The sequence below is a fragment of the Stenotrophomonas sp. STEN087 genome (genome assembly GCF_056759115.1).
Window position 1 is genome coordinate 1 of the sequence record NZ_JBRRCR010000035.1, and the last position, 23398, is coordinate 23398.

The 23398-nt window shown below is 64.9% G+C and carries 29 protein-coding genes and 1 pseudogene; 19 read left to right on the top strand and 11 right to left on the bottom strand.

From position 1 onward, the window contains the following. Window positions 1–58: 58 nt before the first annotated feature. The 3 genes from ACVOK1_RS11245 to ACVOK1_RS11255 form a co-directional block, all read right to left on the bottom strand. Window positions 59–484, bottom strand: coding sequence for a hypothetical protein (locus ACVOK1_RS11245; RefSeq protein ID WP_481562091.1), 426 nt, complete (start codon window positions 482–484; stop codon window positions 59–61). Beyond that, the gene (locus ACVOK1_RS11250; protein WP_481562092.1) at window positions 481–1155 is read right to left on the bottom strand and encodes a hypothetical protein; all 675 of its coding nucleotides are present in this window, start codon (window positions 1153–1155) and stop codon (window positions 481–483) included. The genes ACVOK1_RS11245 and ACVOK1_RS11250 overlap by 4 nt, the downstream gene beginning before the upstream one ends. A gap of 123 nt (window positions 1156–1278) precedes the next feature. After that, window positions 1279–1494 carry a hypothetical protein gene (locus ACVOK1_RS11255; RefSeq protein ID WP_481562094.1) on the bottom strand — a complete coding sequence of 72 codons (216 nt, stop codon included), beginning with the start codon at window positions 1492–1494 and terminating at the stop codon, window positions 1279–1281. Between the two features lie 434 nt (window positions 1495–1928). On the opposite strand from ACVOK1_RS11255, the gene ACVOK1_RS11260 reads away from it, so the two are divergent. The 7 genes and pseudogenes from ACVOK1_RS11260 (at window position 1929) to ACVOK1_RS11290 (ending at window position 8998) form a co-directional block, all read left to right on the top strand. After that, the gene (locus ACVOK1_RS11260) at window positions 1929–2408 is read left to right on the top strand and encodes a hypothetical protein (protein WP_481562095.1); all 480 of its coding nucleotides are present in this window, start codon (window positions 1929–1931) and stop codon (window positions 2406–2408) included. Between the two features lie 317 nt (window positions 2409–2725). Next, window positions 2726–3358, top strand: a complete 633-nt coding sequence (locus ACVOK1_RS11265) for an XVIPCD domain-containing protein (protein ID WP_481562096.1) — start codon at window positions 2726–2728, stop codon at window positions 3356–3358. An 89-nt stretch (window positions 3359–3447) separates the two neighbouring features. After that, entirely contained in the window at window positions 3448–4089 is a 642-nt protein-coding gene (locus ACVOK1_RS11270) for a DUF1629 domain-containing protein (protein ID WP_481562097.1), read from the top strand. Between the two features lie 37 nt (window positions 4090–4126). Beyond that, a pseudogene (locus tag ACVOK1_RS11275) lies at window positions 4127–4769 on the top strand (imm11 family protein). A gap of 243 nt (window positions 4770–5012) precedes the next feature. Then, window positions 5013–5651 carry an imm11 family protein gene (locus ACVOK1_RS11280; protein WP_481562098.1) on the top strand — a complete coding sequence of 213 codons (639 nt, stop codon included), beginning with the start codon at window positions 5013–5015 and terminating at the stop codon, window positions 5649–5651. A gap of 249 nt (window positions 5652–5900) precedes the next feature. After that, entirely contained in the window at window positions 5901–7130 is a 1230-nt protein-coding gene (locus ACVOK1_RS11285) for a hypothetical protein (protein WP_481562099.1), read from the top strand. Beyond that, the gene (locus tag ACVOK1_RS11290; protein WP_481562100.1) at window positions 7085–8998 is read left to right on the top strand and encodes an XVIPCD domain-containing protein; all 1914 of its coding nucleotides are present in this window, start codon (window positions 7085–7087) and stop codon (window positions 8996–8998) included. The genes ACVOK1_RS11285 and ACVOK1_RS11290 overlap by 46 nt, the downstream gene beginning before the upstream one ends. 80 nt (window positions 8999–9078) lie before the next feature. On the opposite strand, the gene ACVOK1_RS11295 is transcribed toward ACVOK1_RS11290, so the two are convergent. Then, window positions 9079–9708, bottom strand: coding sequence for a hypothetical protein (locus ACVOK1_RS11295; protein ID WP_481562101.1), 630 nt, complete (start codon window positions 9706–9708; stop codon window positions 9079–9081). A gap of 70 nt (window positions 9709–9778) precedes the next feature. Then, on the bottom strand, window positions 9779–10090 hold the full coding sequence (locus ACVOK1_RS11300) for an energy transducer TonB (RefSeq protein WP_481562102.1): 312 nt from the start codon (window positions 10088–10090) through the stop codon (window positions 9779–9781). Window positions 10091–10390: 300 nt separating this feature from the next. On the opposite strand from ACVOK1_RS11300, the gene ACVOK1_RS11305 reads away from it, so the two are divergent. The 4 genes from ACVOK1_RS11305 to ACVOK1_RS11320 all read left to right on the top strand — a co-directional run bounded on the left by ACVOK1_RS11305 (window position 10391) and on the right by ACVOK1_RS11320 (window position 14505). Beyond that, complete coding sequence (locus ACVOK1_RS11305) at window positions 10391–11317, top strand: XVIPCD domain-containing protein (protein ID WP_481562103.1); 927 nt, start codon at window positions 10391–10393, stop codon at window positions 11315–11317. Between the two features lie 165 nt (window positions 11318–11482). Further along, window positions 11483–12625, top strand: a complete 1143-nt coding sequence (locus ACVOK1_RS11310) for a YncE family protein (RefSeq protein ID WP_406233273.1) — start codon at window positions 11483–11485, stop codon at window positions 12623–12625. Window positions 12626–12841: 216 nt separating this feature from the next. Further along, on the top strand, window positions 12842–13492 hold the full coding sequence (locus ACVOK1_RS11315; protein WP_481562104.1) for a hypothetical protein: 651 nt from the start codon (window positions 12842–12844) through the stop codon (window positions 13490–13492). Beyond that, entirely contained in the window at window positions 13492–14505 is a 1014-nt protein-coding gene (locus ACVOK1_RS11320) for an XVIPCD domain-containing protein (protein WP_481562105.1), read from the top strand. The genes ACVOK1_RS11315 and ACVOK1_RS11320 overlap by 1 nt, the downstream gene beginning before the upstream one ends. 58 nt (window positions 14506–14563) lie before the next feature. On the opposite strand, the gene ACVOK1_RS11325 is transcribed toward ACVOK1_RS11320, so the two are convergent. Further along, complete coding sequence (locus ACVOK1_RS11325) at window positions 14564–14971, bottom strand: XVIPCD domain-containing protein (RefSeq protein ID WP_481562106.1); 408 nt, start codon at window positions 14969–14971, stop codon at window positions 14564–14566. A gap of 151 nt (window positions 14972–15122) precedes the next feature. Between ACVOK1_RS11325 and ACVOK1_RS11330 the strand changes: the two genes are divergently transcribed. From ACVOK1_RS11330 to ACVOK1_RS11340, 3 genes are all read left to right on the top strand, one after another. Further along, window positions 15123–15575, top strand: coding sequence for a hypothetical protein (locus ACVOK1_RS11330; protein WP_481562107.1), 453 nt, complete (start codon window positions 15123–15125; stop codon window positions 15573–15575). 182 nt (window positions 15576–15757) lie between these two features. Next, complete coding sequence (locus ACVOK1_RS11335; RefSeq protein ID WP_481562108.1) at window positions 15758–16570, top strand: alpha/beta fold hydrolase; 813 nt, start codon at window positions 15758–15760, stop codon at window positions 16568–16570. 23 nt (window positions 16571–16593) lie between these two features. Then, window positions 16594–16764, top strand: coding sequence for a hypothetical protein (locus ACVOK1_RS11340; protein ID WP_165835693.1), 171 nt, complete (start codon window positions 16594–16596; stop codon window positions 16762–16764). A gap of 4 nt (window positions 16765–16768) precedes the next feature. On the opposite strand, the gene ACVOK1_RS11345 is transcribed toward ACVOK1_RS11340, so the two are convergent. Beyond that, window positions 16769–17461, bottom strand: coding sequence for a hypothetical protein (locus ACVOK1_RS11345; RefSeq protein ID WP_481562109.1), 693 nt, complete (start codon window positions 17459–17461; stop codon window positions 16769–16771). A gap of 128 nt (window positions 17462–17589) precedes the next feature. On the opposite strand from ACVOK1_RS11345, the gene ACVOK1_RS11350 reads away from it, so the two are divergent. From ACVOK1_RS11350 to ACVOK1_RS11360, 3 genes are all read left to right on the top strand, one after another. Beyond that, a complete protein-coding gene (locus tag ACVOK1_RS11350; protein ID WP_481562110.1) occupies window positions 17590–18246 on the top strand; it encodes a hypothetical protein in 657 nt (218 codons plus the stop codon). Window positions 18247–18297: 51 nt separating this feature from the next. Continuing rightward, complete coding sequence (locus ACVOK1_RS11355) at window positions 18298–18843, top strand: RNA 2'-phosphotransferase (RefSeq protein ID WP_481562111.1); 546 nt, start codon at window positions 18298–18300, stop codon at window positions 18841–18843. 81 nt (window positions 18844–18924) lie between these two features. Then, a complete protein-coding gene (locus ACVOK1_RS11360) occupies window positions 18925–19893 on the top strand; it encodes a polysaccharide deacetylase family protein (RefSeq protein WP_481562112.1) in 969 nt (322 codons plus the stop codon). Window positions 19894–19908: 15 nt separating this feature from the next. On the opposite strand, the gene ACVOK1_RS11365 is transcribed toward ACVOK1_RS11360, so the two are convergent. The 3 genes from ACVOK1_RS11365 to ACVOK1_RS11375 all read right to left on the bottom strand — a co-directional run bounded on the left by ACVOK1_RS11365 (window position 19909) and on the right by ACVOK1_RS11375 (window position 21633). Next, window positions 19909–20811 (bottom strand): MnmC family methyltransferase, encoded by a 903-nt coding sequence (locus ACVOK1_RS11365; protein WP_174213533.1) that lies wholly within the window; start codon window positions 20809–20811, stop codon window positions 19909–19911. Window positions 20812–20826: 15 nt separating this feature from the next. Next, window positions 20827–21150 carry a hypothetical protein gene (locus tag ACVOK1_RS11370; RefSeq protein WP_481562113.1) on the bottom strand — a complete coding sequence of 108 codons (324 nt, stop codon included), beginning with the start codon at window positions 21148–21150 and terminating at the stop codon, window positions 20827–20829. Between the two features lie 66 nt (window positions 21151–21216). Then, complete coding sequence (locus ACVOK1_RS11375; protein ID WP_481562114.1) at window positions 21217–21633, bottom strand: hypothetical protein; 417 nt, start codon at window positions 21631–21633, stop codon at window positions 21217–21219. A gap of 88 nt (window positions 21634–21721) precedes the next feature. Between ACVOK1_RS11375 and ACVOK1_RS11380 the strand changes: the two genes are divergently transcribed. Then, window positions 21722–21997, top strand: coding sequence for a hypothetical protein (locus ACVOK1_RS11380; RefSeq protein WP_108767564.1), 276 nt, complete (start codon window positions 21722–21724; stop codon window positions 21995–21997). 37 nt (window positions 21998–22034) lie between these two features. Here the strand turns inward: ACVOK1_RS11380 and dmeF are convergent, their stop codons facing one another. Beyond that, on the bottom strand, window positions 22035–23045 hold the full coding sequence (dmeF, locus tag ACVOK1_RS11385; protein WP_481562115.1) for a CDF family Co(II)/Ni(II) efflux transporter DmeF: 1011 nt from the start codon (window positions 23043–23045) through the stop codon (window positions 22035–22037). Window positions 23046–23096: 51 nt separating this feature from the next. Between dmeF and ACVOK1_RS11390 the strand changes: the two genes are divergently transcribed. Next, window positions 23097–23381, top strand: a complete 285-nt coding sequence (locus ACVOK1_RS11390; RefSeq protein WP_481562116.1) for a metal-sensing transcriptional repressor — start codon at window positions 23097–23099, stop codon at window positions 23379–23381. Window positions 23382–23398: the final 17 nt, after the last annotated feature.

The following is a 23398-nucleotide window of genomic DNA, read 5'->3' on the forward strand; positions in this document are numbered from 1 at the left end:
TTGACTACATCGAGCGACGCCATAACCCAAGGATGCGGCGAAGGGTCGCCAGGCAGGATCAGAAGGTTGCAGCTCTTTTAGAACCGTCCGTGATATCGGGGTAGAACCCGTAAGTTCTCTTGAACTCTTCCAGTGACTTCCTGCGTTCTGCGGCAAGGATGCCGTGCATGGTCTCGTGGCCAAGCACTTCGGTAAGCCGATCTACGAGATCGGTGTTTTCAAAGCTTTTGAAGTTCGAGGCGCTGATGAAGATGGTGGGCGGACTGTTCTCCGCCGCGTCCTGGAAGTGCCCGCCATTGTGATGGCCATGGGACACGGCTATCCGAGCAACGTGTCCATCCTTCGCTGCGTTTGCCAGAAGATGGTTGAGGTAAGGCGATTCTGCAATCGCGCGTCGCACGGCTTCCTCTGCGCCATGCGGCAGATGCTCGTCCGACCTCAGATCAGCCAGTAGTGGCTCAATTGCCGATTCGATGCCCTTCATCGGTCAGTTCCTCCAAATCGCACTTCGTAGACACACGTTCTTGCGCCGGAGGTTACGCCACTCGGATAGGTGAGCAGGCTGGTGCTCAGTTGCTGCGTCCCATCTTTACCGCGACGCCAGTAATGCCTGATGCCGCCTCTCTGGAAAGGCGCTTCCTCTCCGCCTGAATAGCCAAAGCGCTCCAACGCATGCCCAGCCTCTTCAGCATCCCAGTAGCACAGCCCATCGGGCGAGTCAGTGACGGAGGGCTTCCCTTGCTGATAGAAAATGATGGAGTGCCTGGGATAGTCAGACGCAGATTCGACGGAGAAGTACGAGGCTGCATAGCTGTAGCCCTCCGTGACGGAAAGATTCTTGGCTTGGCTCTTGATGCTGTTGCCTTCGACGGGCTCAAGCGTGAAGCCGATGGCTCGGCCGAACGTATCTGGACTGATATCTGCCCGGGACCTGAGGGAATCGGCGTAGGAGAGAATTCGCCGCTCCAGCTCCGCCATGCTGATTCGGGATGAATGCTCAGCGGTCGGTGAGGTCGGCTCACCACCGGCAGCTCCACTTGGTGCGCTTGGCAGGCGTGTGCAACCTGCTCCCAGCGCTGACAAAGCGAGGAATCCGCACGTGGCGGCGTGAAGGAAGATCGACCTTCGTGTATTACTGATCATCAGCAAGTCCATTGCGGCGTCTTGGTCACTATATGGGCTTTGGCGTGAGGGGCTTCAGAACGGCGGTCCTCAACAGCTGGAAGTGCTACCGGTTTCTCGCTCTGGCAACGACTGGCTGGGTGAAGCCGTCACTACTCAGCTGTGCAGCACCAATCCCGGCACCGGCCATAGCAACGGCGTGCGGGCCAGGTCGTAGTCGTTGCCGTAGGCCATGGCCGCCTCGCGCGGTTCCAGATCGGCATAGCAGCTCAGCAGGTAGGCATTTATGCCGGCCTCGCGGTGGGTGGTGGCAAACAGGCTCAGCAGGGCGTGGTCAAAGTCTTCCAGCCACTCGGCGTCGATCGGGGTCATGGTCATCCTCCTGGGGGGAGGGGAGGATGACGTGGGGGTGTCTCATGGGCTGGGACGGGGCACATGCGATATGGGAATACGCCCCCAGTGTCGCAATCGGTGCGCTAGCAGTTCATTCCAGACCTTGGCCGTTGGTTGAACTGACCAGTGAATGGGCTTGCGCGCACGCGTACGTGCGTGAGGTGACCGCCATCGCGGAACGCCACCAGTCTGCGGTGTATAAGGAGACGCTTGGCAGAACAAAGCCTCAACGGCCGTAGGAGCGGTGACAGACGATGCGTCGACAGGGACGACTTTTACTGAGCGGCAGCCTATGTCTGGTCGCCCTTCTGCTTAGCGCCTGCCAGGCGCAGACCGTGACACCTGGAGGGGCTTCTGTACCCGCAGTCAAGCAAGATCGCGTCCCGATAGTAAGGCCGCTGGCCCTGGTGGCGATGGCCGAGCCGCTGGTGGTTTCGTTCCATCTGGATCCGCCGGGCAAGAGCGGGACATCCACGGTGCTTGTAGCGGTCCGTGTGAGCGGGACTGATGGAGCCGTCTCGCGGGGTCTCGCATCCTCGATTCAGAATGCAGGCGTGCCTGCACGTGTCCTGCTCATTCGCGAGGGAGATGACGGTGACGCTCCCGTTCCTCTGGTTCGGGTCGAGGAGCTCCGGGACGGCTCGGCCACAACCCTGCCTGTCGCAGCGGATGGCCAGGTGTCCCGCGTCTGGCTGGACGATGTGGATGACCTGCCCTTGGAACATGCCGGCTTGGCTGATCCACAACGCGACTACAGACAACTGGCGCTTGCTTGGGCCGAAAACCTGCCGCCTGGGCGGTATCGACTGAGTTTCCAGATACTCGACCCGAAACCGGACCTTGCCAAGATCCCGGCGGAATTGCTGGTCGCGTATCGCCACAAATCCAAGTAAGGATCTTTCATGGAAGACAGATATCAAGTCACGGTGTACGTCGCTGCACCTGGGACACCGCTGCGGGAGGGAGGAACCTCAGCCGCTGGCCACATGTACTACAGCATCAGCGATGGCCATGAAACTGCAAGCTACGGATTCGCACCTGCAGTCCATGGTGCATCTTCGGGACGCGGAAAGGTTTATGACTCTGACGTGCGTGAGTACAAGGAGCCCTACTACTCACGCACGATGGAGATATCCAAGGAACAGTACGAGAAGCTTAAGGACTTTGGTAACCGACCCAGGCCCATGGATTCAGCACCGACTACGATGGTTTGCGCAACAGCTGCATTGACTTCACGTGGGGCGCGCTGAATCACGCCGGACTTCATCGCACCAACACCCGGTCTGTGCAGGAAAAGAATTTCGAGGGCGGTATCAAGCCGCTCACCAACGTGGAATACATCCGCAGCATCCCCGATCCATTTCCCGGCAGTGAGCTGAACGACCAACACACAAACGAGATGCCAGCCAGGACGCTGCTGCAGCGGATCATCAGCGATGAGCAGCTGCAAGGAGAGGATCGCCTCATGCTGGATGCCATTCGCAAGGGCGTGGCGGGCATCGATGAGAAGCACAGCCGCACGCCTGACGAAACCAGCGAGCGTCTCTCCGCCAGCTTGTTGGCTACAGCCAAGGAGGCGGGTCTTGAGCGTGTCGACCATGTGTTGCTGGGAAACGCGCCGAACGACGCCTCAGCACAAAGGCTGTTCGTCGTACAGGGTGAGCCCAGCGATCCGGCACATGTACGCGCCTCGATGACAGTAGAAGAAGCCGCTCGTACACCAGTCGAGCAATCATTTGCCAAGGTCGAGGAGCTTTCGCAGGCCCAGCAGGAGCGCGTCCAGGCGGTGCAGCAGGCGGAGCCAGCACTCCAGCAGGCGCGGGCGTCTATGCAGGCGGGTTGAGCCGAATCGGAGAAGTGGGCCTATCGCGAGAGCCCCTCTTGAGAGCAAGCTTCTCGGACAGCATTGCAGCCATGCCAAGGAGGCAGGCAATGGAGTCGAAGGAACCAGAAGGAGCCGCGGCGGGTGAGCACTTCATCTTCGCCCCCGATCTCGAAAGCAACCGTCCATTCCGGGGCGCGACATTCGACAACTTCCAGGCATTGCTGACCCCGCCCCGCCTCATCCTACGGCCGGATGGCGGGGGCTTTCCCAACTTGCGCGAACGCCCCCGCATCATCTTCGACTCTTCCAGCGGGCCCACTCCCCGCGACCTGGAGGGGGGCTTCGGCGGCTACTGGCTCGTATCGCAGCGACTGCGCCAGGCAATGGAAGCCGTGGACCCCGGCGCATTCGAGTTTGCGGAGTGCGACATTCTTCTGGCCGATGGCTCCCCCGGCCCAGAACACTCCCTGTGCGATGTGGTGCGTGAGCTGGATGCGCTCGACGAGGTCCGCTCCCGGCTTGATATCGAGGTGGACGACGATTTCGCAAACGGAAAGTTCTACTCCATTGGCGGAGGCGCGAGCTTGACCTTCAGGCCAGAGGTGTTGATGGATGCGCACGTGTTCCTGACGCCATTCAGTACGTTTGTCGTTGTTGACCGCTGCTTCGTGGATGCCCTGCGCGCGGCAGGGATTCCCGCCGACGCGCGAACCAGTGGTATCACGACGATCGACGCGGCGGCCATCTGATCATGGTGAAGCAGGCGTCCAGGACTGGATCCGCAGCATGGAGCTACCAAACATGAGTCACATTGTGCGCGAGCAGTTCTTCCTGCTGATGCCCGATACCACCAGGCCTGGTAGAGGCCATGGGGTTGAGATCGAGAATGAAGACGAGTTGCTGCAGTCACCCCGGCTGATTCTTCGGCCGGAGGCGGGGATTCCCGCCTTCTAAGGAGAGGCCTCGCCTTGTCCTCAAGCAGGAGCTGGGTGACCCACCAGAGGATCTTGAAGGAGGAATGAGTGGCTACTGGCTCGTATCCGAGCGGCTGAAAAATGCATTCCTTGCCATTGATCCTGACGCGTTCGAATTCTTGAGGTGCGACTACCGTCTGCCGGATGGAAGTGACGGGCCTGCCTACTATCTGTGTGACGTAGTGCGCGAGCTGGATGCAGTGGACGAAGGCGCATCCACTTTCAGGGTGATCATCGACGAGGACTATTCCGGTGGGAAATTCTATGATCTTCGCGGCGGGGCCAGCTTGGCATTCAACAAAGACGTCATTGGCGGCGCGCGGGTGTTTCGAACGCCTTATTCTGGGGATCTCGTCTATTGTGACCGGATGTTCCGGGATGCTATCCGGGCTGCTGGCATCGGCGACGAACGTAGAACGTGCGGTCTGAGATTCAAGGACGCGGCAAGTGTCTGACGCGTACGAGCTACTTGTCGCCAAGCCGAGGCAGGTTTGTTCAGCCTCAGGTAGCTGCCAGAGGCATCTAGCCTACGTCCGCGTGGATTTCTTACGCGGCAGAACCTTGAGGCAGCCCGTCGCAGCAAACGCAGATCAGGCGTGTGGTCAAGAACCCATATAGCGAGTTGGTAGATTGATCGAGGTGGAGGGAAGGGTAAGCTCTTCATCGAGAACCTTTGGCTGGATTGATCGGGAAAGAACATGGAATCGACTTCAAACAAGAGGCCCCGACGCGGGGAATTCTTCATCCTCGAAGCAGGTACAGTCAGCGGCCCACGCTGTGGCGTTGCCTTCACTAATCTTGACCGTCTCCTTTCACCGCGCCGGCTGATTCTGCTCCCTGAAGAGGGAGGGATTCCGCCATTGCGAGAGGTCCCGCGCTTGAAGTTTGACCCAGGCGATGGCCCGCCCCCGAAAGATCTTGAGCCGGGATTCAGCGGGTACTGGCTGGTTTCGAAGCGGCTCCATGACGTCATGAAGTCTACCGATGCCGGGGCCTTCGCCTTTGCTGAGGTTGACTACCTGGTAGAAGGCGGTGCCAAGGGTGAAGCGCGTTATCTCTGCACTGTCGTTTCGGTGGTCGACGCGCTTGATGAAGCCGCATCTACTCTTCTGATAGACACATCAGAGGAATTCATCAATGGAAAGTTCTACGACCTGGGTGGGGGTGCCAGCGTCACGTTTGACCGTAGCAAGCTGGGTGCAGCGCATGTTTTCAGGACTCCCTACAACGGAACCGTTTTCTGTGATCTTGCCTTCCGGGAGGCGGTCGCTGCGGCTGGCATAGCCGTCGACAGCGATGCGGATGGCCTGTGGTTCATTGATGCGTCGGACATCTAGCTGACAAGAAGTCGAAAAGCAGGAAGGAGCCTCAGTAATGCCTCGCAATGGACCGGTTTTTCAGGATCACCATGCCATTGAACAGCGCACTTTGGAGCGTAGTCCTTTGCTCAAGGCGCTGGCCGATGCAGGTACTTTAATATCCATGCACCCGAGAACCGAATCTTCCTGCCGGCTGATCCCGCCTTCGCCCAGACACTAGGCGTCACGCCGCACAGCGGCGGTCCGATTGCGGACTATCAAATTGGCTTGCAGCAGCGCTTGAGGCGTTTGGAGCAGACCCCGGACGGTTCAAGCGCCCTCAATGGGGATCCGTTGGCGTTGCAGCGGATCACCGGCCGGGTTGAGGCCCTGCGGGACAACGTTCGAGTCGGTCTGATCAATGGTGACCTGTATACAAACGCCCCTCACGGTCTCAAGTCCAATGACATTCGGCCACAGGTTCAGAGCTTCTTCTTCAATGAGGCGGCATACGGCCAGATTCATGCACCGCAACTTCAGCAGTTGAAGAGCTTCAGACCTGTCGACAATGGTTGGGCTGCTGTCACTCACGAGGAGCAGCGCGTCGTCACCACTGTTCAGCACGCTCAGACTATTTCAAACCCGCTAACGCGAGGAGGAGACGTTGATTTGCAGCGGCAGGGCCTCTCTCAGGCGATCTCGAACGCATATCAGAGCGGACGTCTGACCATGACGCCGCGCGGTATCGCGATTGTGGAGAATTCTCTGGGGGTCGAAGCAGCAAAACCACTGCGTGTCCCGCGAGCCCAAGGCTTCGCAACAATGGACCTCCTCATCGGCGAAGCCTCCGCCAGCCAACTGGTCCGCTCCGGCGGTCTGCTCGCCTCCGGCGCGGACGCCATCCTCACCACGCGCCGCATCTCCGAACACCTGCAGCAGGGCAACGGCACGGCCGCCCAGTCCGAGTTCAACCACGCGGTTGCACGCAGTGGCGGTGGCTGGCTCGGAGGCATGGCAACCGCCTCGCTGATCGGCACGTCCAGCTTCGTGCCGGCGGCGGTGGTCGCGGCCGATGCGTTGTTCATGAGCAAGGCATTCGACAAGGGTGCCGACCTGCTCGACAACCGCGCGGTGTATCACCAGAAAGACAATGCCGGCGTGCAGTGGAAATTTGACGGCAACAACTGGCAGCGCCAGGCCAGGATGGAGAACTCGGCTGCCGGCCCTGGGGTTGCCACCGAGCACAGTGTCGGCGCGAGCTATGAAAAGGCGCGCGAACTCGGTGCGAAGGCCAGCGTACGTGCAGTGGAGCTGGCGCTGAAGGATGCGCCGGCACCGCAGGATCCCTTCAACCTTCCTGCCGCGGCGATGAAGGAAATGGCTTCGGCAACCCAAACTGGCATCGCGATGCCCAGACCCAACAGTGGACCCGCCAGATCAAGACCGATGTCGTCGGTGCGAATGATCGCGGCGTGTACGAAACCCAGACAGCGACCCCCGAACGCGCCGCAGAGCTGAACCAGCAGGCCGTGCAGCGCATCGAGGACAACATCGCCCATGGCAAGGCGGCGATCGCAGCAAGTTACCTGGAGAATCGTGCCGCCACGCGAGCAAGCGACTTTGTGCCCCTGGTGCCCGATGCTGTAGAGGCGGCGCGCGCCCGGCCGGACGCCATTCTTGGTTCGGACAACGTGCTCTACCAGCGCGACGATGCGGGAACGTGGTCCCACCAGGGACGCGTAGCTCAGGGCAACATGGCGCTGGAGCTGGAGGCGACGCGCAAGATCCAGCAGCCGTCGATTGAGGTCCTCGACCGCACCCTCGCCGCGCTTGATGCACGCCCCGCACCTACAAATGCCGAGATGAACCGGAACGAGGTGCGGCATGGCTACGCCTCTGCTGGCATCTCACCATCCCCGCAGTGGATGGAGGCCATCGAGCTGGCGACGGCGCGCACGCGTGCCCAGCACGGCATCACCGGCGCGACAATGCAGCAGCTTGCGCCTGCGGTTGAGGGCAATGCGGGAGAGTCCCGCGCGATTACCCACTACCAGGTGGGCCCCGATGGTGTTGCCCATTCGGTGGCGACGACGACCACCGAGGAACTGCAGGCGGCGTGGCGCGAAGTGCGTGAGCGTGCCGCCCAGCAGGCCCCGGTGCCTGAATCGCCTGAGCTGCGCATCGCAGCACTGTCGCCGCGCGAGCAGGAGGCCTATCAGCAGGCACTGCAGGAGGCCAACCGACAAGGCGCGGCCACGGTGGATGCTGGCCAGGCCGCATTGGCGGCAGCCCAGCAGATTCAACGCGGTGCCCCGGTGGCTACGGAGGCCGATGAAGCGCTGGCAGAAGCCCAGAGCGAGCAGGTCCAGCACCGCGTGCCTGTTCCCTCTGAGCCCATTGCTGCAGCCGTGCCGCCCGTGGCGGTACCAGCGCCTGCCGCCGAGCGCGAGACCCCCGAAATTGCCCGGCGGGAGGAGCGGCGCGAGCTGCGTCGCGAGCCCGAGCCACCGCGTCGTCCTGAGCCGCAGCAGGCCGAAGCGCAGGAGCGCGGGCGGGAGGTGGCTGATACGCCTGCGGCGCGAACGCTGCCTGAGCCATCTGCGGACGCGGCCGCCGTCCCGGGTGCCGCTCCCCAACATGCACATGCGCAGGAGGCACAGCGGGCCCCGAGCCACGTTACCCCTGAGCCGAAGCATGCGGCTGTGACACCGGTCGTGCCTGAGCCTCCACCAGAGGCGATTCGTGCGCCGGTTGTTGAGCACGCGGCCATAGCCGAAGCGCCCGGTACGCAGGACAATGTTGTGGAGCCTGTGGCTGAGCGGTTCGAGAGAGCGTCGCAGTACGAGGACGCCGCCCCATCCACTGCAACCGCCGAGGATGTGGTGCCGGCGAAGGCTGAGCCACGGACGGATGCCAAGGTCGCCACGCCGCATCCTGCGGGCGCCGTGTTTGGTCCAGCTCAGCCAGACCATCCCGACCATGCCCTGTACCTGCAGGTCCGGCAGGGCATCGAGGCGCTGGATGCAAAACATGGCCGAAGCTTCGACCACACCAGCGAGCGCATGGCCGCCAGCCTGACTGTGCTGGCCAAGGACAACGACCTGGAGCGGGTGGACCACGTGCTGGTCAGCAATGCCACCGCTGAGCATCCTGCAGGCCATACGTTGTTCCTGGTGCAGGGCGAGCCCGCAGACCCGGCACACCATCGCGCAAGCATGCCTACGGAAGTGGCTGCGCAGACGTCAGCGGAAGAATCGATGCAGCAGTTTGATGTGGTCAGCCGCGAGGCGCAGCAGCGCTTGATCGCCAACCAGATGGAACAGCAGCTGGAGGACGAGCGTGTGCAACACGACATCCAGATGCGGGCTGCGAGCGGTGGCTACTGACGTGGCACGCAAAAGCCCGTGTGTCTCTCCCACGGACTGAATCGCGTAAGCGCACGTCAGGTCTTGGGGCGCAGTAGCCATCAACTGGACTGGAGCGAGGCCCTGCCAACGCGTTCCGCATTGACTGACTTCGGCATGCTGGGCCGGATCTCAATCCTCAGTCCGGTAATGCGTTCGAGATTCTGGGCTGCGGCCTTCAGGCGTTGCGCTTCGGCCTCGTCGCCTTGTATGTCGATCAGCACTCGTTCCTCCCCCGGAAATCCGGTGGTCCCGGTGATGCCCGGTATCGCGCAGTGGAAGAGCGGCCCATGCCTGGCAAGGACAGCGCTGAACTCACTTCGGGTGTACGTGTGGCCCACGTCGAACACCACACGGGTGGCTCCGCTCTCGGTCCTGATCAGCCGATCAGCCACGCCTTCGGGTCCTTTGAGCTGCACCAGAATGTGTTGATCTGGTGCGTCCTTGATCGACAGTTCGGTCAGCCGATCAGCAAACTCGGCTTGTAACGCCTCAATGTCTGGCATCACCTCACTCTGGACCGCGACACGCGTGGCTGCCTCATCGGCGGAAACCGACGGGTGTTCGCGCATGTAATTGTGCACGAGAATCTGCATCTCCCTGCGTTCTTCCGTGTTGGCATTCGGCACCTGCGCCAGGGCGCTCGTAGTTACAAGAAGTGCTGCCGAGCAGCAGACAACCTTCCATCTCATGCGACGTCTCCATGGGGCAAAACGGGCGACCCTGGCAGGCGTGTCCGTGAGCCTGCTCAGCTGGGAAGCCTTAGAGCCGGGCAAATCTCACCCGCACGCGAACCCGGACCGGTACCGCCTCACCATCCACACGCGTGGGCTCGAACTGCCATTGCCTTACCGCTTCAAGCGCTGCCCGGTCGATCTCCCGCTGCCGGCTGGAGGTGACGACGTCTACGGCCGCAACGTGCCCGGTGCTCGCTACGTCGGCGATCACCACGACCTCTACAGGTTTGTCCCATACGCTGTCAGGGGGCGTGCGCGGCGGTGGCGCATGGACCGTGGCAGGCGGCTGCTGCGGCGCGTTGCCAGGGTTATCGCTGGCGTGGATGAAGGTGTCCACCGAGACCTGCGGCTCTGCGACGGCTGCGGAAGCGTGGGTGCCCAAGGCAAGCGTAAGAAGGAGCGCGTGGTGCCATCTGGTCATTGCGGGCCATCGATGGAAGCTGTGTCGACAGCGACCCGACAACTATACGCGGCAACCGTTTGAGTTCGTTCGGGTGGGCAGGCGGCGGCCATTAATGCTCCTTGGTTCACACATTCAGCAAGCCGCCTCGGGCCACGCCGGCCTCTCCACCTGCCCCTCAACCCACCTATGCCATCATCCAGCCAGAACCGCAGTACCCAACAAGGCTGAGCACGCATGGAGCAGGCAACACGCTACACGGTGACCGTTTTCCTGGCTGCGCCGGGCACCCCGCTGAAGAGCGGAGGCATCTCCCCGCGCGGGCAGATGTATCTGCAGGTTGCCGAGGGCGAGGACACCCACAGCTACGGCTTCGCGCCGCCGCGGCTGCCACCCGGTGAAACCGCGAAGGGCGTGCAGTACGCCCAGGTGCGCCACGACGATGTGGACGAGCACGTCGACCCGTATTACAGCCGCACCCTGGAAATCAACGCCGAGCATTACGGCTGCCTGCGCGATTTCGCGGAGGAACCGGCCGAGTTTGAATTCGATGTTGATCGCCCGGCCACCATCAACCGCTGCAGCGATTTCGTCTGGGCCGCGCTGAACTACGCGGGCCTGCACCCGCTGCCAGCGCCGCTGGATGGTGGCAGTGATCTGGGCGAATTCGCAGTGCTGTTCAACCTGCCGGAAATCCAGTGCATTGCCGCACCGTTCCCGGGCAGCGATCTGAACGCCGAAAGCCATCACCCGATGCCCGAGCGCGAGGCCGAGCATCATCGCCAGGGCGACCGCGCGGAAGGCGAGCCGCCGCCGAGCCCGATGGAAGTGGCCGGCACGCTGCTGGATCCCTCGCATCCGGACCACCGCCTGTTCGCACAGCTGATCCAGAAAGTGGCCGAGCTGGATGCCGCGCATGGCCGCACGTTTGATGACAGCAGCCAGCGCATCAGCGCCAGCCTGCTGGTGCTGGCCAAGCAGAACAATCTCTCGCGCGTGGACCACGTGCTGTTGAGCCGATCGACCCGCGATGCGCATGCGGCCGAGAGCATCTTCATCGTGCAGGGCGACCGTGACGACCCCGCGCATCGGCGCGCGAGTATCCCCACCGAAGTGGCGGCGCAGACGGATGTGGCCGATTCGCTGCGGTTGAAGGAGCAGTAACGCGGGCGGCAGCCACGCACGCGTGGGCGGACGCCACAGCCCGCAGCTGCTACCATTGCCCAGCTACCCAGCCAGCCCACCCCGCGCAGACAGTTGCGGGGCGGGCCGTCGCAGAACGGCCCAGCGAGCCAGGACACCCTCCCGTGCCCTTTCAAGGATGCTCGCATGACCCGTCTTTCCGTTTTCCGCTCGGCCGCCCTGGCCGTTGCCATCTCGCTCAGCGTCGGCGCCCCGGCGGCATTTGCCGATAACGCGACCGCTGCTACCGCGGCCAGCACCTCGGTGCAGCGCCAGGCTATTGCCCAGGGCCTGTACGAGCTGGCCTACAGCCCCACCCAGAACGCCGTGTTCGTGGCCTCGTCCGGTGGCTTCGGCGACAACGCCGGCCCGGCCCAGGTGCTGCGCCTGGACCCGGCTACGCTGGCCGTGCAGACCCGCATTCCGCTGGAGCGCAAGGGCTTCGGCGTGGTGCTGGATGACGCGCACAACCGCCTGTACGTGGGCAACACCGTGGACACCTCGGTGACCGTGGTCGACACTGCGAACAACAAGGCCATCGGCACCGTGCAGCTGATGGAAAAGAAGGTGGGCAAGGACGGCAAGGCCGGCTACACCCATGACCTGCGCGAGCTGGTGGTCGACAGCGCCGCCAACCGCCTGTACGTCACCGGCCATTCCGGCGAAGGCAGCGTGCTGTTCGTGGTGGACACCACCACGCTGAAGCTGATCGACACCATCCCGGGCCTGGGCAAGGCCAAGGCGCCGGGCCTGGCGCTGGATGCGGCCAACAAGCGCGTCTACACCAGCAACCTGCTGGCCGACCTGGTGGTGGTGGGCACCGATTCGAAGAAGGTGGTGGCCCAGCACAAGATCGCCGCCGAGCAGCCGATGAACATCGCGCTGGACCCGGACGGCAAGCGCCTGTTCGTGACCGACCAGGGCTCGGAGATGATCCGCAACTACGTGACCAAGAGCAGCGAGGGCTTCGTCAGCAAGCACCCGGGCCAGCGCGTGCTGGTGCTCGACCGCAGCACCGGCAAGGAACTGGCGAGCATCCCCACCGATGCCGGCCCGCTGGGCATCCTGCTGGATGCACCGCGCAAGCGCCTGTACGTGACCAACCGCGAAGGCGGCACGGTGACCGCGTATGACAGCGCCAGCTACAAGAAGGTGGCCACCTATGCGGTGCCGACCCACCCGAACAGCCTGGCCCTGGATGCGAAGAACAACGTGCTGTTCGTGAGCATCAAGAACGGCGAGAAGGATGCCAAGGGCTCGGAAGAAAGCGTGGCGCGCATCCAGCTGTGATGTGATCGGTAGCGCCGGGCCATGCCCGGCGGCTTCCCGCGTGAAAAGGCAGGGTGCAGACCCTGCCTTTTTCTTTGCCCGGCCGGCCGCCACCAAACCGTGGCCCCGGTCACCCTTCAGGTATGCCCTTCAGGCGCGTTCACGGGCCCATGCGAAGATGCTGACATCGGCCCGGCCACTCGCTGGCACGGCCTCGAAGGAGTGATTACCGCACCCATGGACGTCGTGATGCCCAACCCCGCTTTGTCCCGCCTGCGCGTGGCCGTAATGGCCATGGGCCTGTTGATGCTGCTGGGCTGCACCGCGCCGCCGCCAGAACCCGCACCGAAGGTGCTGACCGCGGACGAGGCCGCCGCACGGACGGTTGTGCCGCTCACACGTCCGATTGCGCTGGACAAGGCAGGGCAGGTGGTGGATCTGGAGTTCGAACTGCCGCCAGCTGAAGCAGGTCTTGCTCCCCAGTTGCTGATAGGCGTGCGGGTTGCCGGAGACGAAGAGGCCGCCGACAAGGCGCTGTGGTTGCTCAATGGCTACGATCTGATGGCCAAAGTGCGGCTGTCCCGGACCGATGGCGCTGACGCGGCCCCGCTGTCGTTGACCCGCTACGACGCCGTCAGTCGTAAAAGGGTGCCGCTCGATGCAAATGGGTTGGTGCCGCAAGCGATAGCGATCAGTCCTGCATCTGGGCCGCTTCAGGCGGCCGGGCTTATTTCCCCGGCACTGCATTACGGATCGTTGGGTCTGGCTTTCCTTCCAGAGGCAAAACCAGGCCACTACAGGCTTTCGATCGAGCTGCCCGAGGATCGGCCGGAACTGAAGAACATGAACGTTGAACTGTTGGTTGGCTACATGGGGAGCTCAAAGTAATGGACAAGGACGCACGACATACCCTGACCATCTACGTGGCCGCGCCGGGAACGCGACTGGCCGATAGCACGGAGCGGTCGCTTTCGGGACACATGTACCTGGAGACCGGCGAAGGCGATAAACGGCTCAGCCATGGGTTTCAACCGGGAGCGGCGCCTGTGGGCTACCAGCGCCAGTGGCATGACGTATCGGTGCCAGGGACCATCGTGGACTCTGACGTATCGACCTACCAGGATCCGTACTACTCCAGGACGATCGAGATCAGCAAAGATCAGTTCGACCGGATCCAGGAGTTTGCCAAGGACCCTGAGAAGTATGGCTTTTCCAAGAAGTACGAGATGTTCACCAACAGCTGCACGGACTTCGCGTGGGCTGCGATGAAGCATGCAGGCATCCATGACTCGAAGATTCTCGGCGTCAAGGATTTCGAGGGTGACGTCAAGCCTATCTACAATGTCAAGCCGATCCAGATGATCAAACCGCCGTTCCCGGACAGCGATCTGAACACCGAACACTTCAACGAGATGCCCGAGCAGAACTGGCGCCAGAAAATGTTCTCGGAAAACGAAGCACCGACGCTTTCACCCGAACGCGCGGTAGCGTCGGGAAGCACGGATGCCCGCCACAGCAACGACCCGCTCCTCTCACAGATCAACCAGGGTGTAGCCCGGCTGGATGCAGAGGCGGGCCGCACGCCTGATGCCACCAGCGAAAACGTCAGCGCCAGCCTCTACGCGCTGGCCAAGGCCAACGACATCACCCGGGTCGACCATGTGTTGCTGAGTGAACGCACCGCGCAGGCCGATGCGGCGCAGAACATCTTCATCGTGCAGGGCGAGCGCAACGATCCCGCGCACCTGCGTGCCAGCATGGCCACCTCGGTGGCGGCGCAGACGCCGGCGGATGCTTCGTTCGAACGTGCCGAACAGCTGACGCAGGCGGCGCAGGTACGCACCCAGGAAGATCAGCAGCAACGCCAGGTGCAGGAGCAGTCCGGGCCGCGCATGGTGTAGGCGTGCGCGTTGGCTGACAGCTTGAGCCTAGCGTGGGCTCGGCTCTACAGGGTTGCGATCAGCCCAGGCGGTGCGCCGGGTTCTGCTGCTGTTCCTGCTCGCGCACCTGCTGTTCCGGCTGCAGGCCCATGGCCGGCTGCTGCGGGGCGATGCCCAGTTTCTGCAGCGACTGTTCGGCCGGGGTCTGTGCGGCTTCGGCGGTGGGCAGCATGGCGCGCAGGTGGGCCGGATTGGCCGGGTCACCCTGCACCACGAAGATGTTGTGGCCGGCCGGATGCTGCGCGGTGGCGTTGCTGACCACCACATGGTCGGCACGTTCCAGGCCCTGTTCGCGCGCCTTCACGGTGAGGCTGGCGGTCATGTTCTCGCTGGTCGTGTCGAAGGCACGGCCGTGCTTCTCGTCCAGCGCCGCCACACCCTGGCGGATCTGCTGGTGGAGGCTGTATTCGGGATGGTCAGGGGTCATCGCTGTGCTCCGTGCGGCCGCGCGTGGGGGCACCAAGTGTAGAACGGTCGGCGGCTGCGCCGGAAATGCCTTTGTTGCTAGCCTGTAGGGCGGGGGACGCAGGGGATGGCGTCCGTGATGACCATGAATGGACGAAGGCGGGTTGGGGGCAATGGGGATGAAACAGCAGGGCAGGACGCTGGCGCCCTGGCTGGCGGCGGTGCTGATGGCCTGCAGCCAGGGCGTGGCGGCGCAGGACGCGGCGCAAGGCCCGCCGACGGATTCGGCCGATCCGAGTTGTCCTTCGCAGGATTTCGCACAGTTCCTGCGCTATTTCACTGACCTGGCCGATGACCGCGTGCGCGTGCGCTACACCAGCGATTCGCTGGACTACGAGGCACCGGCGTACGGCGCCAGTGGCGAGGGCGAGGCCATCACCGAACTGAGCCGGGAGGCGGGGCCGGCCAGGCTGAGGCGCCTGCGTGCGGCCAGCCTGCGGGCTACGCCTGCTATTACGCCGTTGCCGGAGGGTGGCCAGCAGGTGGCGTTTGAGGGGGAAGGCCGTTACACCTTCGCGCGCCGCTATGGCTGCTGGATGCTGACCCGGGTGCGCCGCTCCGGGTAGCTGCCAACCTTGGTTGGCACGAACCGGTCGCTGGCGCACCATGCCAACCAAGGTTGGCATCTACCGACGGCAAGCTCTGCGCGCTGCTTGTGCACGCGATGTCACGGCCTACGCCTGTTTCCTCACGGCAATCACCGCTGCGCCTGCCTAACCTCGGTCACTCCTTCCCCACAGGAGCTGCCATGACTGCCCCCTCCATCCGTCTGCACGTTGAAGACACCGGCGGTACCGGCCGCCCGGTCATCCTCATCCATGGCTGGCCGCTGTCGGCCGAAGCGTGGAAGGCCCAGGTGCCGATCCTGCGTGATGCCGGCTACCGCGTGATCAGCTACGACCGACGCGGGTTCGGCCGCTCGGAAAAGCCGTCGTCCGGCTATGACTACGACACCCTGGCCGCCGACCTGTCCGCGGTGATCGAAGAGCGCGATCTGAAGGACGTCACCCTGGTCGGTTTCTCGATGGGCGGTGGCGAGGTGGCGCGTTACGTGGCCAACCACGGCGAGGGCCGCCTGCACAGTGTGGTGTTTGCGGCTGCGGTGCCGCCGTACCTGCTGCAGAGCCTGGACAACCCCGAAGGCCCGCTCACCCAGCAAAAGGCCGACGAGATGCGCGGCGGTCTGGAAAAGGACCGCGAGGCGTTCTTCGATGGCTTCACCCGCGATTTCTTCAGTGCCAACGGTAAGCTGATGGTGACCGAGGACGAGCGCCAGGCAGCCATCGCGCTGTGCCACCAGTCCGACCAGACCGCCGCGCTGGGTTGCATGAAGGCCTTTGCCACGACGGACTTCCGCGGTGACCTGAAGAAGGTGAGCGTGCCGACCCTGGTGCTGCATGGCGACAGCGATGCCATCGTGCCGTTCGAGGGCTCGGGCGAGCGCACCCATCGCGCGGTGTCGGGCAGCGAGATCGTGATCCTGAAGGGCGCACCGCATGGCTGCAATACCAGCCACGCCGATGACTTCAACCTGGCGCTGCTGAACTTCCTGAAGAAGTAAGCCGGCACGGGCATACTGCCGCCATGGCCACCGTACGCACGCCCCCGTGGAAGAAGCCCAACCCGAAGGGGCAGAAGAAGCAGCCCCTCTCGGATGCGCAGAAGGCCGCCGCGCGGCAACGCGCAGAGGAGAACGGGCGGCGCTACCCGAACCTGGTCGACAACATGTGGGCGGCGAAACTGCCGCGCGGCTGAGCCATCACTCAGCCGCGCGTGCTGGCGCCATGGGTTGCCAAGCGGCTTCGCGCCAGGGCGCCACGTTGCGTTCGTGCATGTTGATTGTCGCCGGTGGCAGCGGCATGCAGTCCTGCAGGGCCTCGCGTAGTGCGTTGGAATCCACCGGCTGCGCAGTGGCGATCTGCAGCACGGGCCCGCGCCGACGTACCTGCACCGGCAGCACGTCATGTACCTCGGTCATGCCTGCCGTGCGCGCCGCGCGGTAGCGCATGACGATGGGCCGTGCGGTCTGCTGCAGCACCGGTGCCCACGCCTGCAGCAGCGCCTCCTGCCGGGCGGCCGGTACCTGCACGTCGATGACGGTGGCCGGGTAGCCGCGCAGGCTCTCCACCATCACCTGGAAACGCGCGCCGTTGGGCAGCAGCAGCGTGCACGCAACCACGCTGCCGACAAGCACTACGGCGGCAACAGCGATCCAGCTGCGCGGAGTCTTTGGCTGCAGCGTGATGCTGCGCAGGTTGGGGCGGCGCTTGCGCAGGCGCCGGTAGCGGCGCTGCGCCGCGGGGCTGGGCAGCAGGCTGTGTTCGGGCAGTGGCACTTCGCGCGGGGGTAGACGCGAAAGACGCGTGCTGATGACGCGGGCGACCAGCCAGCCCACACCTGCAGCCACCAGCAGTGGCAGGGCAAGGCGCACGAACAGGTACAGCTCCAGCACTGGCGGCACTCCTGTGCGCGTCTCCATGGCCGCCCATGATCGCGCATCCACCCGACGGTGTCGCATCTGCCTGCCGACAGCGCGGCGTGGCATCGCTAGGATGCGCAACCTTTGCCGGGATGCACTGCATGACGCCTACGACCGCCCGCCTCAGGCGCTTCTTTGGCGCGGGACTGATGCTGTTCCTGCTGCACGGCCTGGCGCTGGCATCGGTGGCGCTGGCGGTGGGCTACTTCCACCACCGCCTGGATCTGTTGCTGGAACCCATCGAGCTGCCGCTGCTGCTGTCCTGCGGTGGCGGTGACCCGATGGCGCGCATGCAGGCGGCCGAGCATCTGCTGGCCCGCGCCGGTGCGTTGGATGACTGGCAGCCGGTGTGCTGGGTGGTGGTGAGTGCGCTGCTGTGCTCGCTGCTGGGCACGGTGGTGGTCAGCCTGCATTGGCTGCAGCAGGTGCAGGGCCTGCATCGGCGCAGTGTCTGGGGGCTGCTGGGCCTGCATCTGCTGGCCAGTGCGCTGGCCGTGCTGCTGCTGCGCCTGTACGAGCAGGTGTGGGCGGGGCTGGTGAGCGCGCTGCCGACGGTGTGCATGGCCGAGCCTGTGGCGCGGGAGGCGACGGCGATGCTGCCCGCGCACCGCACGCTGCCGCAGATGTTGTCCGATGCCGGTCTGCTGGTGCCGCAGGCGCCGGATGCGCTGGCCATCGTGCTGTGCGGCGTGCTGCTGGCCGCGACGGTGATTGGCGTGTGGCTGTGGCGCGCGCTGCCGATTCCTGCGGCGGAGTAAGCACGTGCGTGGGTGCTGGCGTAAGTGGCCCGCGTGCGTCACGCTATGCCGATGGAAAAGGATATTTCATTCGTACGGGCCAGCAAGTTCCTGAGCCTGGTACTGCGGCATGAACCGCATAAGATCGGCCTGCCGCTGGATGCGCAGGGATGGGCCGACATCGATGACCTGCTGGCGCGCCTGCCCGCGCATGGCGTGCGGCTGGACCGCGAGGCCCTGCATCAGCTGGTGCAGGACAACGACAAGCAGCGCTTTGCGATCAGCGACGACGGCCAGCGTATCCGCGCCAGCCAGGGCCACTCGATCGCGGTGGACCTGGGCCTGACGGCGCTGGAGCCGCCGCCGTGGCTGTACCACGGCACCGTGCCGCGCTTCCTCGAAGCGATTGCCAGCGAGGGCCTGCGCCCGGGTGAGCGCCAGCATGTGCACTTGTCGCCGGACCGCGCCACCGCCTTCCAGGTCGGCTCGCGTCGGGGCACACCGGTGATCCTAAGTGTGGATGCGGGGCGCATGCATGCCGATGGCCTCAGCTTCTACCAGTCGGCCAACGGTGTGTGGCTGACCGCGCACGTACCGCCGCGCTATATCGCGGGCTGAAGCGGCGCCGGTCGAGGCGACTGGCTGCATCGGGCCACGCGCAGGTAGAGTGGCCGTTCCTGCCGGAACAAGGATCTGCCGATGCGTTCGTTGCTGCGTGCCGTGCCTCTGCTGCTGCTCTCGCTGGTGGCGCAGGCGGGTGAAGTGGACCGCCGTATCGCGGTGACCATCGATGACCTGCCGTGGGCGCGTCTGGACGAGATCGTGCCGGTCGACCTGCAGGCGCGCCACGAGGCCTTGATGGCGCAGCTGCACCAGGCCGGTGTGCCGGTGGTCGGCTTCGTCAACGGCAACAAGCTGGAAGTGGACGGCGTGGTGCAGCCGGCGCGCGTGCAGATGCTGCGCGACTGGCGCGATGCCGGCTATGAGCTGGGCAACCACACCTGGTCGCACATGGATCTGAACGCCAAGGGCGTGGCCGCCTTCCAGCAGGATTTCCTGCGCGGCGAAGAAGTGCTGAAGCCGTTGCTGGCCGAGCGTGGCCAGGTGCCGCAGTGGATGCGCCACCCCTACCTGCGCGCCGGCCGCACGCCGCAGGATCGCGCGGTGATGGACACGTTCTTCGCCCAGCACGGCTACCGCATCGCGCCGGTGACCGTCGACAACGGCGAGTGGGTGTGGGCCTTCGCCTACGCCAACGTGATGAACGAGCAGCCGGATTCACCCGAACGCGAGGCGACGCTGGCGCGCCTGCGCAAGGGCTATGTGCCGTACATGCTGAACAAGCTGGACTACTACGAACAGCAGTCGCAGGCGCTGCTGGGCTACGCGCTGCCGCAGGTGTGGCTGATGCATGCCAACGAACTGAACGCCGCGACCTTCGCCGAGCTGATGGCCGCGACCAAGCGGCGTGGTTACCGCTTTGTTTCGCTGGAGGAGGCGGTGCGCGACCCGGCGTATGCGCGTGGTACCGAGGGCTATGACGGGCGCTATGGCCCCAGCTGGCTGCACCGTTGGGCGATGGCCGAAAAGAAGCCGAAGGAGTACTACGGCACGGAGCCGGAGGTGCAGCAGTGGGTGAAGGCGCTGGCCAAGGTGAATTACGAGTAGGCCAGCGCGGGTGCGTCAGCGCTTGACGGCCAGCACGCCGTCCAGCGCCAGCTCGGCCTTGAAGCCGGCCTTTTCCAGGCGCTTGGCTACTTCGCGTGGCACGTCGCGGCCGCTGGTCAGCTTGTTGGGCGCACCGGTGTAGTGGAACAGGCGGCCGCCCTTGCGGATGACGCGGGCCAGGTGATCGTAGAACGCCTGCGAATACAGCTCACCGGCGATACCGAAGCGCGGCGGGTCGTGCAGGATGGCATCGACGCTGTTGCTGGCGACCTGTTCGATCTGCTGCGAGACATCACCCTGGCCGAAGTGCAGGCGGCCACCGGCAGCAGCGGAGTCCGGATCGGGCGACCACGGATTGAGCGTACGCAGCCACATCACGTCGGCGTTCTTCTCGAACGAACGGATCTGGCCGACGCCGGCTTCCAGCGCGCAGGCGGCGAAGTAGCCGAGGCCACCACAGGTATCGAGGATGGACTTGCCGGCCGGGGCGACCAGCTCGACCTTGCGGCGCGCGTCTTCGAACGGCGAGAGCTTGGAGGTCGGCAGCATCTTGATGCCGTCGATCTCGAAGGTGGGCGCGCCCCATTCGGTGGGCACCAGCTTGATGAGCGAGCCGCTGAAGCGCGAGATCGAGGCGAAGTCCTCGCCGTCCCAGTAGTACAGCGTGCGGTCCTTCAGCTTGCCCGGCCACGGGTAGTGCTGGCCGCGGAAGCTGAAGCCCTCGGCGTCCAGACCGACCGTTTCCTCGCTGCGGCCCAGGTCGAGCGAGCCCTGCCAGTCGGCAGCGCCTTTGTCGTGCGCGCGGCGCAGGGTGTCGGCGCTGTCGCGGGTGAGCAGGGGGCCGGTGTAATGGGGCACGGCGGGTACCGGGGCTGGGCGGGGGAGGGCATGGTACCCGACCGGCCGTGAGCCCTGCATGGGGGCGGGCCTGCGCTATGGGGTGCTGCTGCAGGCAAAACCGTGGGTGGTGCCCTCACCGGCCAGGAAGCTGACGCCGCTGGAGGGCTCGGCGTCCCGCAGTGCGCAGGCGCGGCGATGCACGGCCTGCGTCGCTGGCGGCTGCCGCGAGTACTCATACAGCATGCTGCCGTCGTCCGGCAGCTGCCAGTGCACCGTGACCCGGGTGCGCTCCCCATCGTCGGTGTCCCAATCGATGGTGCGCAGTATCAGGGTGCGGCCATCGTCGGCCTGGCGTACCTCGTCATAGGCACCGGTGGTGATGACCTGCACCACGGCGAGCAGCAGCGACAAAAGCATGGTGAGGCCCCCAAAGTGGCCAGCCTCGCATGTGCTGCGGCGCTACGCCATCAGGAAAGTTGCAGATCAGTCGCACTTCACCGCATACACCGGCCCGGCGCCGATCAGCAGCAGGGCCATGTAGTCGCTGTCACTGGCCTTTGCCTTCATCGAGGCACCGCGCGTGGTGTGGAACAGGCCGAAGCCTCCGGCGCGGCGGAGGAGCGCGCTGTCGATCTGCTCGGCATCGTCGCGGAAGTAGCGGGCGATGTCGCTGCGGCTGGCCTGGCTGAGCGCGTTGGGTTCGCGCTGCCAGTGGCCGTCGCGCTCGAAGGAGACGAAGTACTGGCCGCCTTCCTTGTCGATGCGGAACTCGGCGGGCTTGCGCGTGCTGGTGGTGAAGCAGCCCTGCAGGGGATCGGAGGAGAACGGCAGCTGGGTGCCGCCGGAGCAGGCGGCCAGCAGCAGGAGGACACCGGGCAACAGCAGGCGCAGCGCGTGCATGGGATGTCCCGACGGGGCAGGTGCGGCTAGTGTAGGGCGAGGGCGGGGCCTGCCCGTACCGATAATCGGCAAGAACCAGGGAACTGCGATGGCACAGGGCAAGGCACCGTGGTGCGGGTTGGCGAGCTGGCTGGGGCTGCTGGCCGGATGGGGCGCAGGCTGGCTGGCGGCGCTGGCCTTCGGCGGCAGCGCACCGGCGGCCGGGCTGAGCGTGGGCGTGCTGGCCTCGGCCGTGGTCGGGCTGGGCCTGGCCGTGGCGGCACGGGCACGAGACGAGCGCTACGCGTGGCTGGGCATCGGCGGCGCGGTGTTGAGCGCGCTGCCGTTGAAGCTGTACCTGCTGCGGATGCTGTTGAAGCTCTGAACGGTAGTGCCGGCCGCTGGCCGGCAAACCCGCACCCTCACGCCGTGCGATGGATCTCCAGCGTCACATGCACCAGTTCCTCGTGCACGGCCAGCGCCTTGCGCAGCTGGTCGGCATCCAGGTCGGCATCGCTGGTAACCACGCTGGCAGCCACCGCGTACTTGCCGCGGCCCACCTGCCATACGTGCAGATCGGCCAGGCGCGCCGGCCACGGGCCCTGTTCGATCACTTCGCGCACTTCAGCCACCACCGGCGCATCCATCTGCGCATCCAGCAGCACGCGACCGCTGTCGCGCAGCAGGCCGACCGCCCAGACCGTCACCAGCACCGCACCGACCAGGCCCATTACCGGGTCCAGCCAGGCGGCACCCCACAGCTTGCCGCCCAGCAGGGCGACGATGGCCAGCACCGAGGTCGCGGCGTCGGCCAGCACGTGCATGTAGGCCGAGCGCAGGTTGAGGTCATGCCCGTGCGCGTGGCCATGCGCATGCCCATGGGAGTGATCGTGGTCATGGTGGCCATGGTCGTGGCCATGCGCATGGCCGTGCCCGTGCCCGTGCCCGTGCCCGTGATGAGGGTGGGCGTGGCCCGGGCTGTCGTGCAGCCACCAGGCGCACAGCAGGTTCACGCCCAGGCCGACCACGGCGATGAGGATGGCCTCGTCGTAGTGGATGGGCGCCGGTACCCACAGGCGCTGCAGCGACTGCACGGCCATCAGGGCGGCCACGCCGAGCAGGGCGATGGCACTGGTGTAGCCGGCCAGGATCTCGATCTTCCAGGTGCCGAAGGCAAAGCGCGGGTCGTGCGCATAGCGCCGCGCGCAGCGGTAGGCGAACACCGAGAGGCCGAGCGCCAGGGCGTGCGAACTCATGTGCCAGCCATCGGCCAGCACGGCCATGGAGTTGAACCACCAGCCACCGAAGATCTCGATGAACATCATGCTGACGGTGAGCCACATGGCGCGGCGGGTATTGCGTTCGGCCAGCGGATTGCCGTCGTCGAACCGGTGGTCGTGGCGGCGGGAGGCGGCGAGGGCGTCCAGGTGCATGGGGGGCATTCGTGAGTGGAAGGATACCCCCATAGGGTATAGGATACGGCCATGGCACATGTACACAAGAACCGGAAACAACTGCTGACCCGGGTGCGCCGCATCGGCGGCCAGGTGGCAGCGCTGGAACAGGCACTGGACCGCCCCGAGGGCGCGGCGGGCGACTGCGCGGACGTGCTGGTGCAGGTGGCGGCCGTGCGCGGCGCTGCCCACAGCCTGCTGATGGAGCTGCTGCACGAGCACCTGCAGGAACACGTGGTGGGCGCCGAGGACCCGCAGCAGCGGGCCGCCGAGGCCGAAGTGCTGGTGGAGCTGCTGCGCCGCTACGGCAAATGAACCGGTAGTGCCGGCCG

What these genes read in the sequence shown, in the direction of transcription:
- ACVOK1_RS11245 (WP_481562091.1), bottom strand. Translation starts at nt 484, where the DNA reads ATGAAGGGCATCGAATCGGCAATTGAGCCACTACTGGCTGATCTGAGG.
- ACVOK1_RS11250 (WP_481562092.1), bottom strand. Translation starts at nt 1,155, where the DNA reads ATGGACTTGCTGATGATCAGTAATACACGAAGGTCGATCTTCCTTCAC.
- ACVOK1_RS11255 (WP_481562094.1), bottom strand. Translation starts at nt 1,494, where the DNA reads ATGACCCCGATCGACGCCGAGTGGCTGGAAGACTTTGACCACGCCCTG.
- ACVOK1_RS11260 (WP_481562095.1), top strand. Translation starts at nt 1,929, where the DNA reads ATGGCCGAGCCGCTGGTGGTTTCGTTCCATCTGGATCCGCCGGGCAAG.
- ACVOK1_RS11270 (WP_481562097.1), top strand. Translation starts at nt 3,448, where the DNA reads ATGGAGTCGAAGGAACCAGAAGGAGCCGCGGCGGGTGAGCACTTCATC.
- ACVOK1_RS11280 (WP_481562098.1), top strand. Translation starts at nt 5,013, where the DNA reads ATGGAATCGACTTCAAACAAGAGGCCCCGACGCGGGGAATTCTTCATC.
- ACVOK1_RS11295 (WP_481562101.1), bottom strand. Translation starts at nt 9,708, where the DNA reads ATGAGATGGAAGGTTGTCTGCTGCTCGGCAGCACTTCTTGTAACTACG.
- ACVOK1_RS11305 (WP_481562103.1), top strand. Translation starts at nt 10,391, where the DNA reads ATGGAGCAGGCAACACGCTACACGGTGACCGTTTTCCTGGCTGCGCCG.
- ACVOK1_RS11310 (WP_406233273.1), top strand. Translation starts at nt 11,483, where the DNA reads ATGACCCGTCTTTCCGTTTTCCGCTCGGCCGCCCTGGCCGTTGCCATC.
- ACVOK1_RS11315 (WP_481562104.1), top strand. Translation starts at nt 12,842, where the DNA reads ATGGACGTCGTGATGCCCAACCCCGCTTTGTCCCGCCTGCGCGTGGCC.
- ACVOK1_RS11320 (WP_481562105.1), top strand. Translation starts at nt 13,492, where the DNA reads ATGGACAAGGACGCACGACATACCCTGACCATCTACGTGGCCGCGCCG.
- ACVOK1_RS11325 (WP_481562106.1), bottom strand. Translation starts at nt 14,971, where the DNA reads ATGACCCCTGACCATCCCGAATACAGCCTCCACCAGCAGATCCGCCAG.
- ACVOK1_RS11330 (WP_481562107.1), top strand. Translation starts at nt 15,123, where the DNA reads ATGGGGATGAAACAGCAGGGCAGGACGCTGGCGCCCTGGCTGGCGGCG.
- ACVOK1_RS11335 (WP_481562108.1), top strand. Translation starts at nt 15,758, where the DNA reads ATGACTGCCCCCTCCATCCGTCTGCACGTTGAAGACACCGGCGGTACC.
- ACVOK1_RS11340 (WP_165835693.1), top strand. Translation starts at nt 16,594, where the DNA reads ATGGCCACCGTACGCACGCCCCCGTGGAAGAAGCCCAACCCGAAGGGG.
- ACVOK1_RS11350 (WP_481562110.1), top strand. Translation starts at nt 17,590, where the DNA reads ATGACGCCTACGACCGCCCGCCTCAGGCGCTTCTTTGGCGCGGGACTG.
- ACVOK1_RS11355 (WP_481562111.1), top strand. Translation starts at nt 18,298, where the DNA reads ATGGAAAAGGATATTTCATTCGTACGGGCCAGCAAGTTCCTGAGCCTG.
- ACVOK1_RS11360 (WP_481562112.1), top strand. Translation starts at nt 18,925, where the DNA reads ATGCGTTCGTTGCTGCGTGCCGTGCCTCTGCTGCTGCTCTCGCTGGTG.
- ACVOK1_RS11365 (WP_174213533.1), bottom strand. Translation starts at nt 20,811, where the DNA reads ATGCAGGGCTCACGGCCGGTCGGGTACCATGCCCTCCCCCGCCCAGCC.
- ACVOK1_RS11370 (WP_481562113.1), bottom strand. Translation starts at nt 21,150, where the DNA reads ATGCTTTTGTCGCTGCTGCTCGCCGTGGTGCAGGTCATCACCACCGGT.
- ACVOK1_RS11375 (WP_481562114.1), bottom strand. Translation starts at nt 21,633, where the DNA reads ATGCACGCGCTGCGCCTGCTGTTGCCCGGTGTCCTCCTGCTGCTGGCC.
- ACVOK1_RS11380 (WP_108767564.1), top strand. Translation starts at nt 21,722, where the DNA reads ATGGCACAGGGCAAGGCACCGTGGTGCGGGTTGGCGAGCTGGCTGGGG.
- dmeF (WP_481562115.1), bottom strand. Translation starts at nt 23,045, where the DNA reads ATGCACCTGGACGCCCTCGCCGCCTCCCGCCGCCACGACCACCGGTTC.
- ACVOK1_RS11390 (WP_481562116.1), top strand. Translation starts at nt 23,097, where the DNA reads ATGGCACATGTACACAAGAACCGGAAACAACTGCTGACCCGGGTGCGC.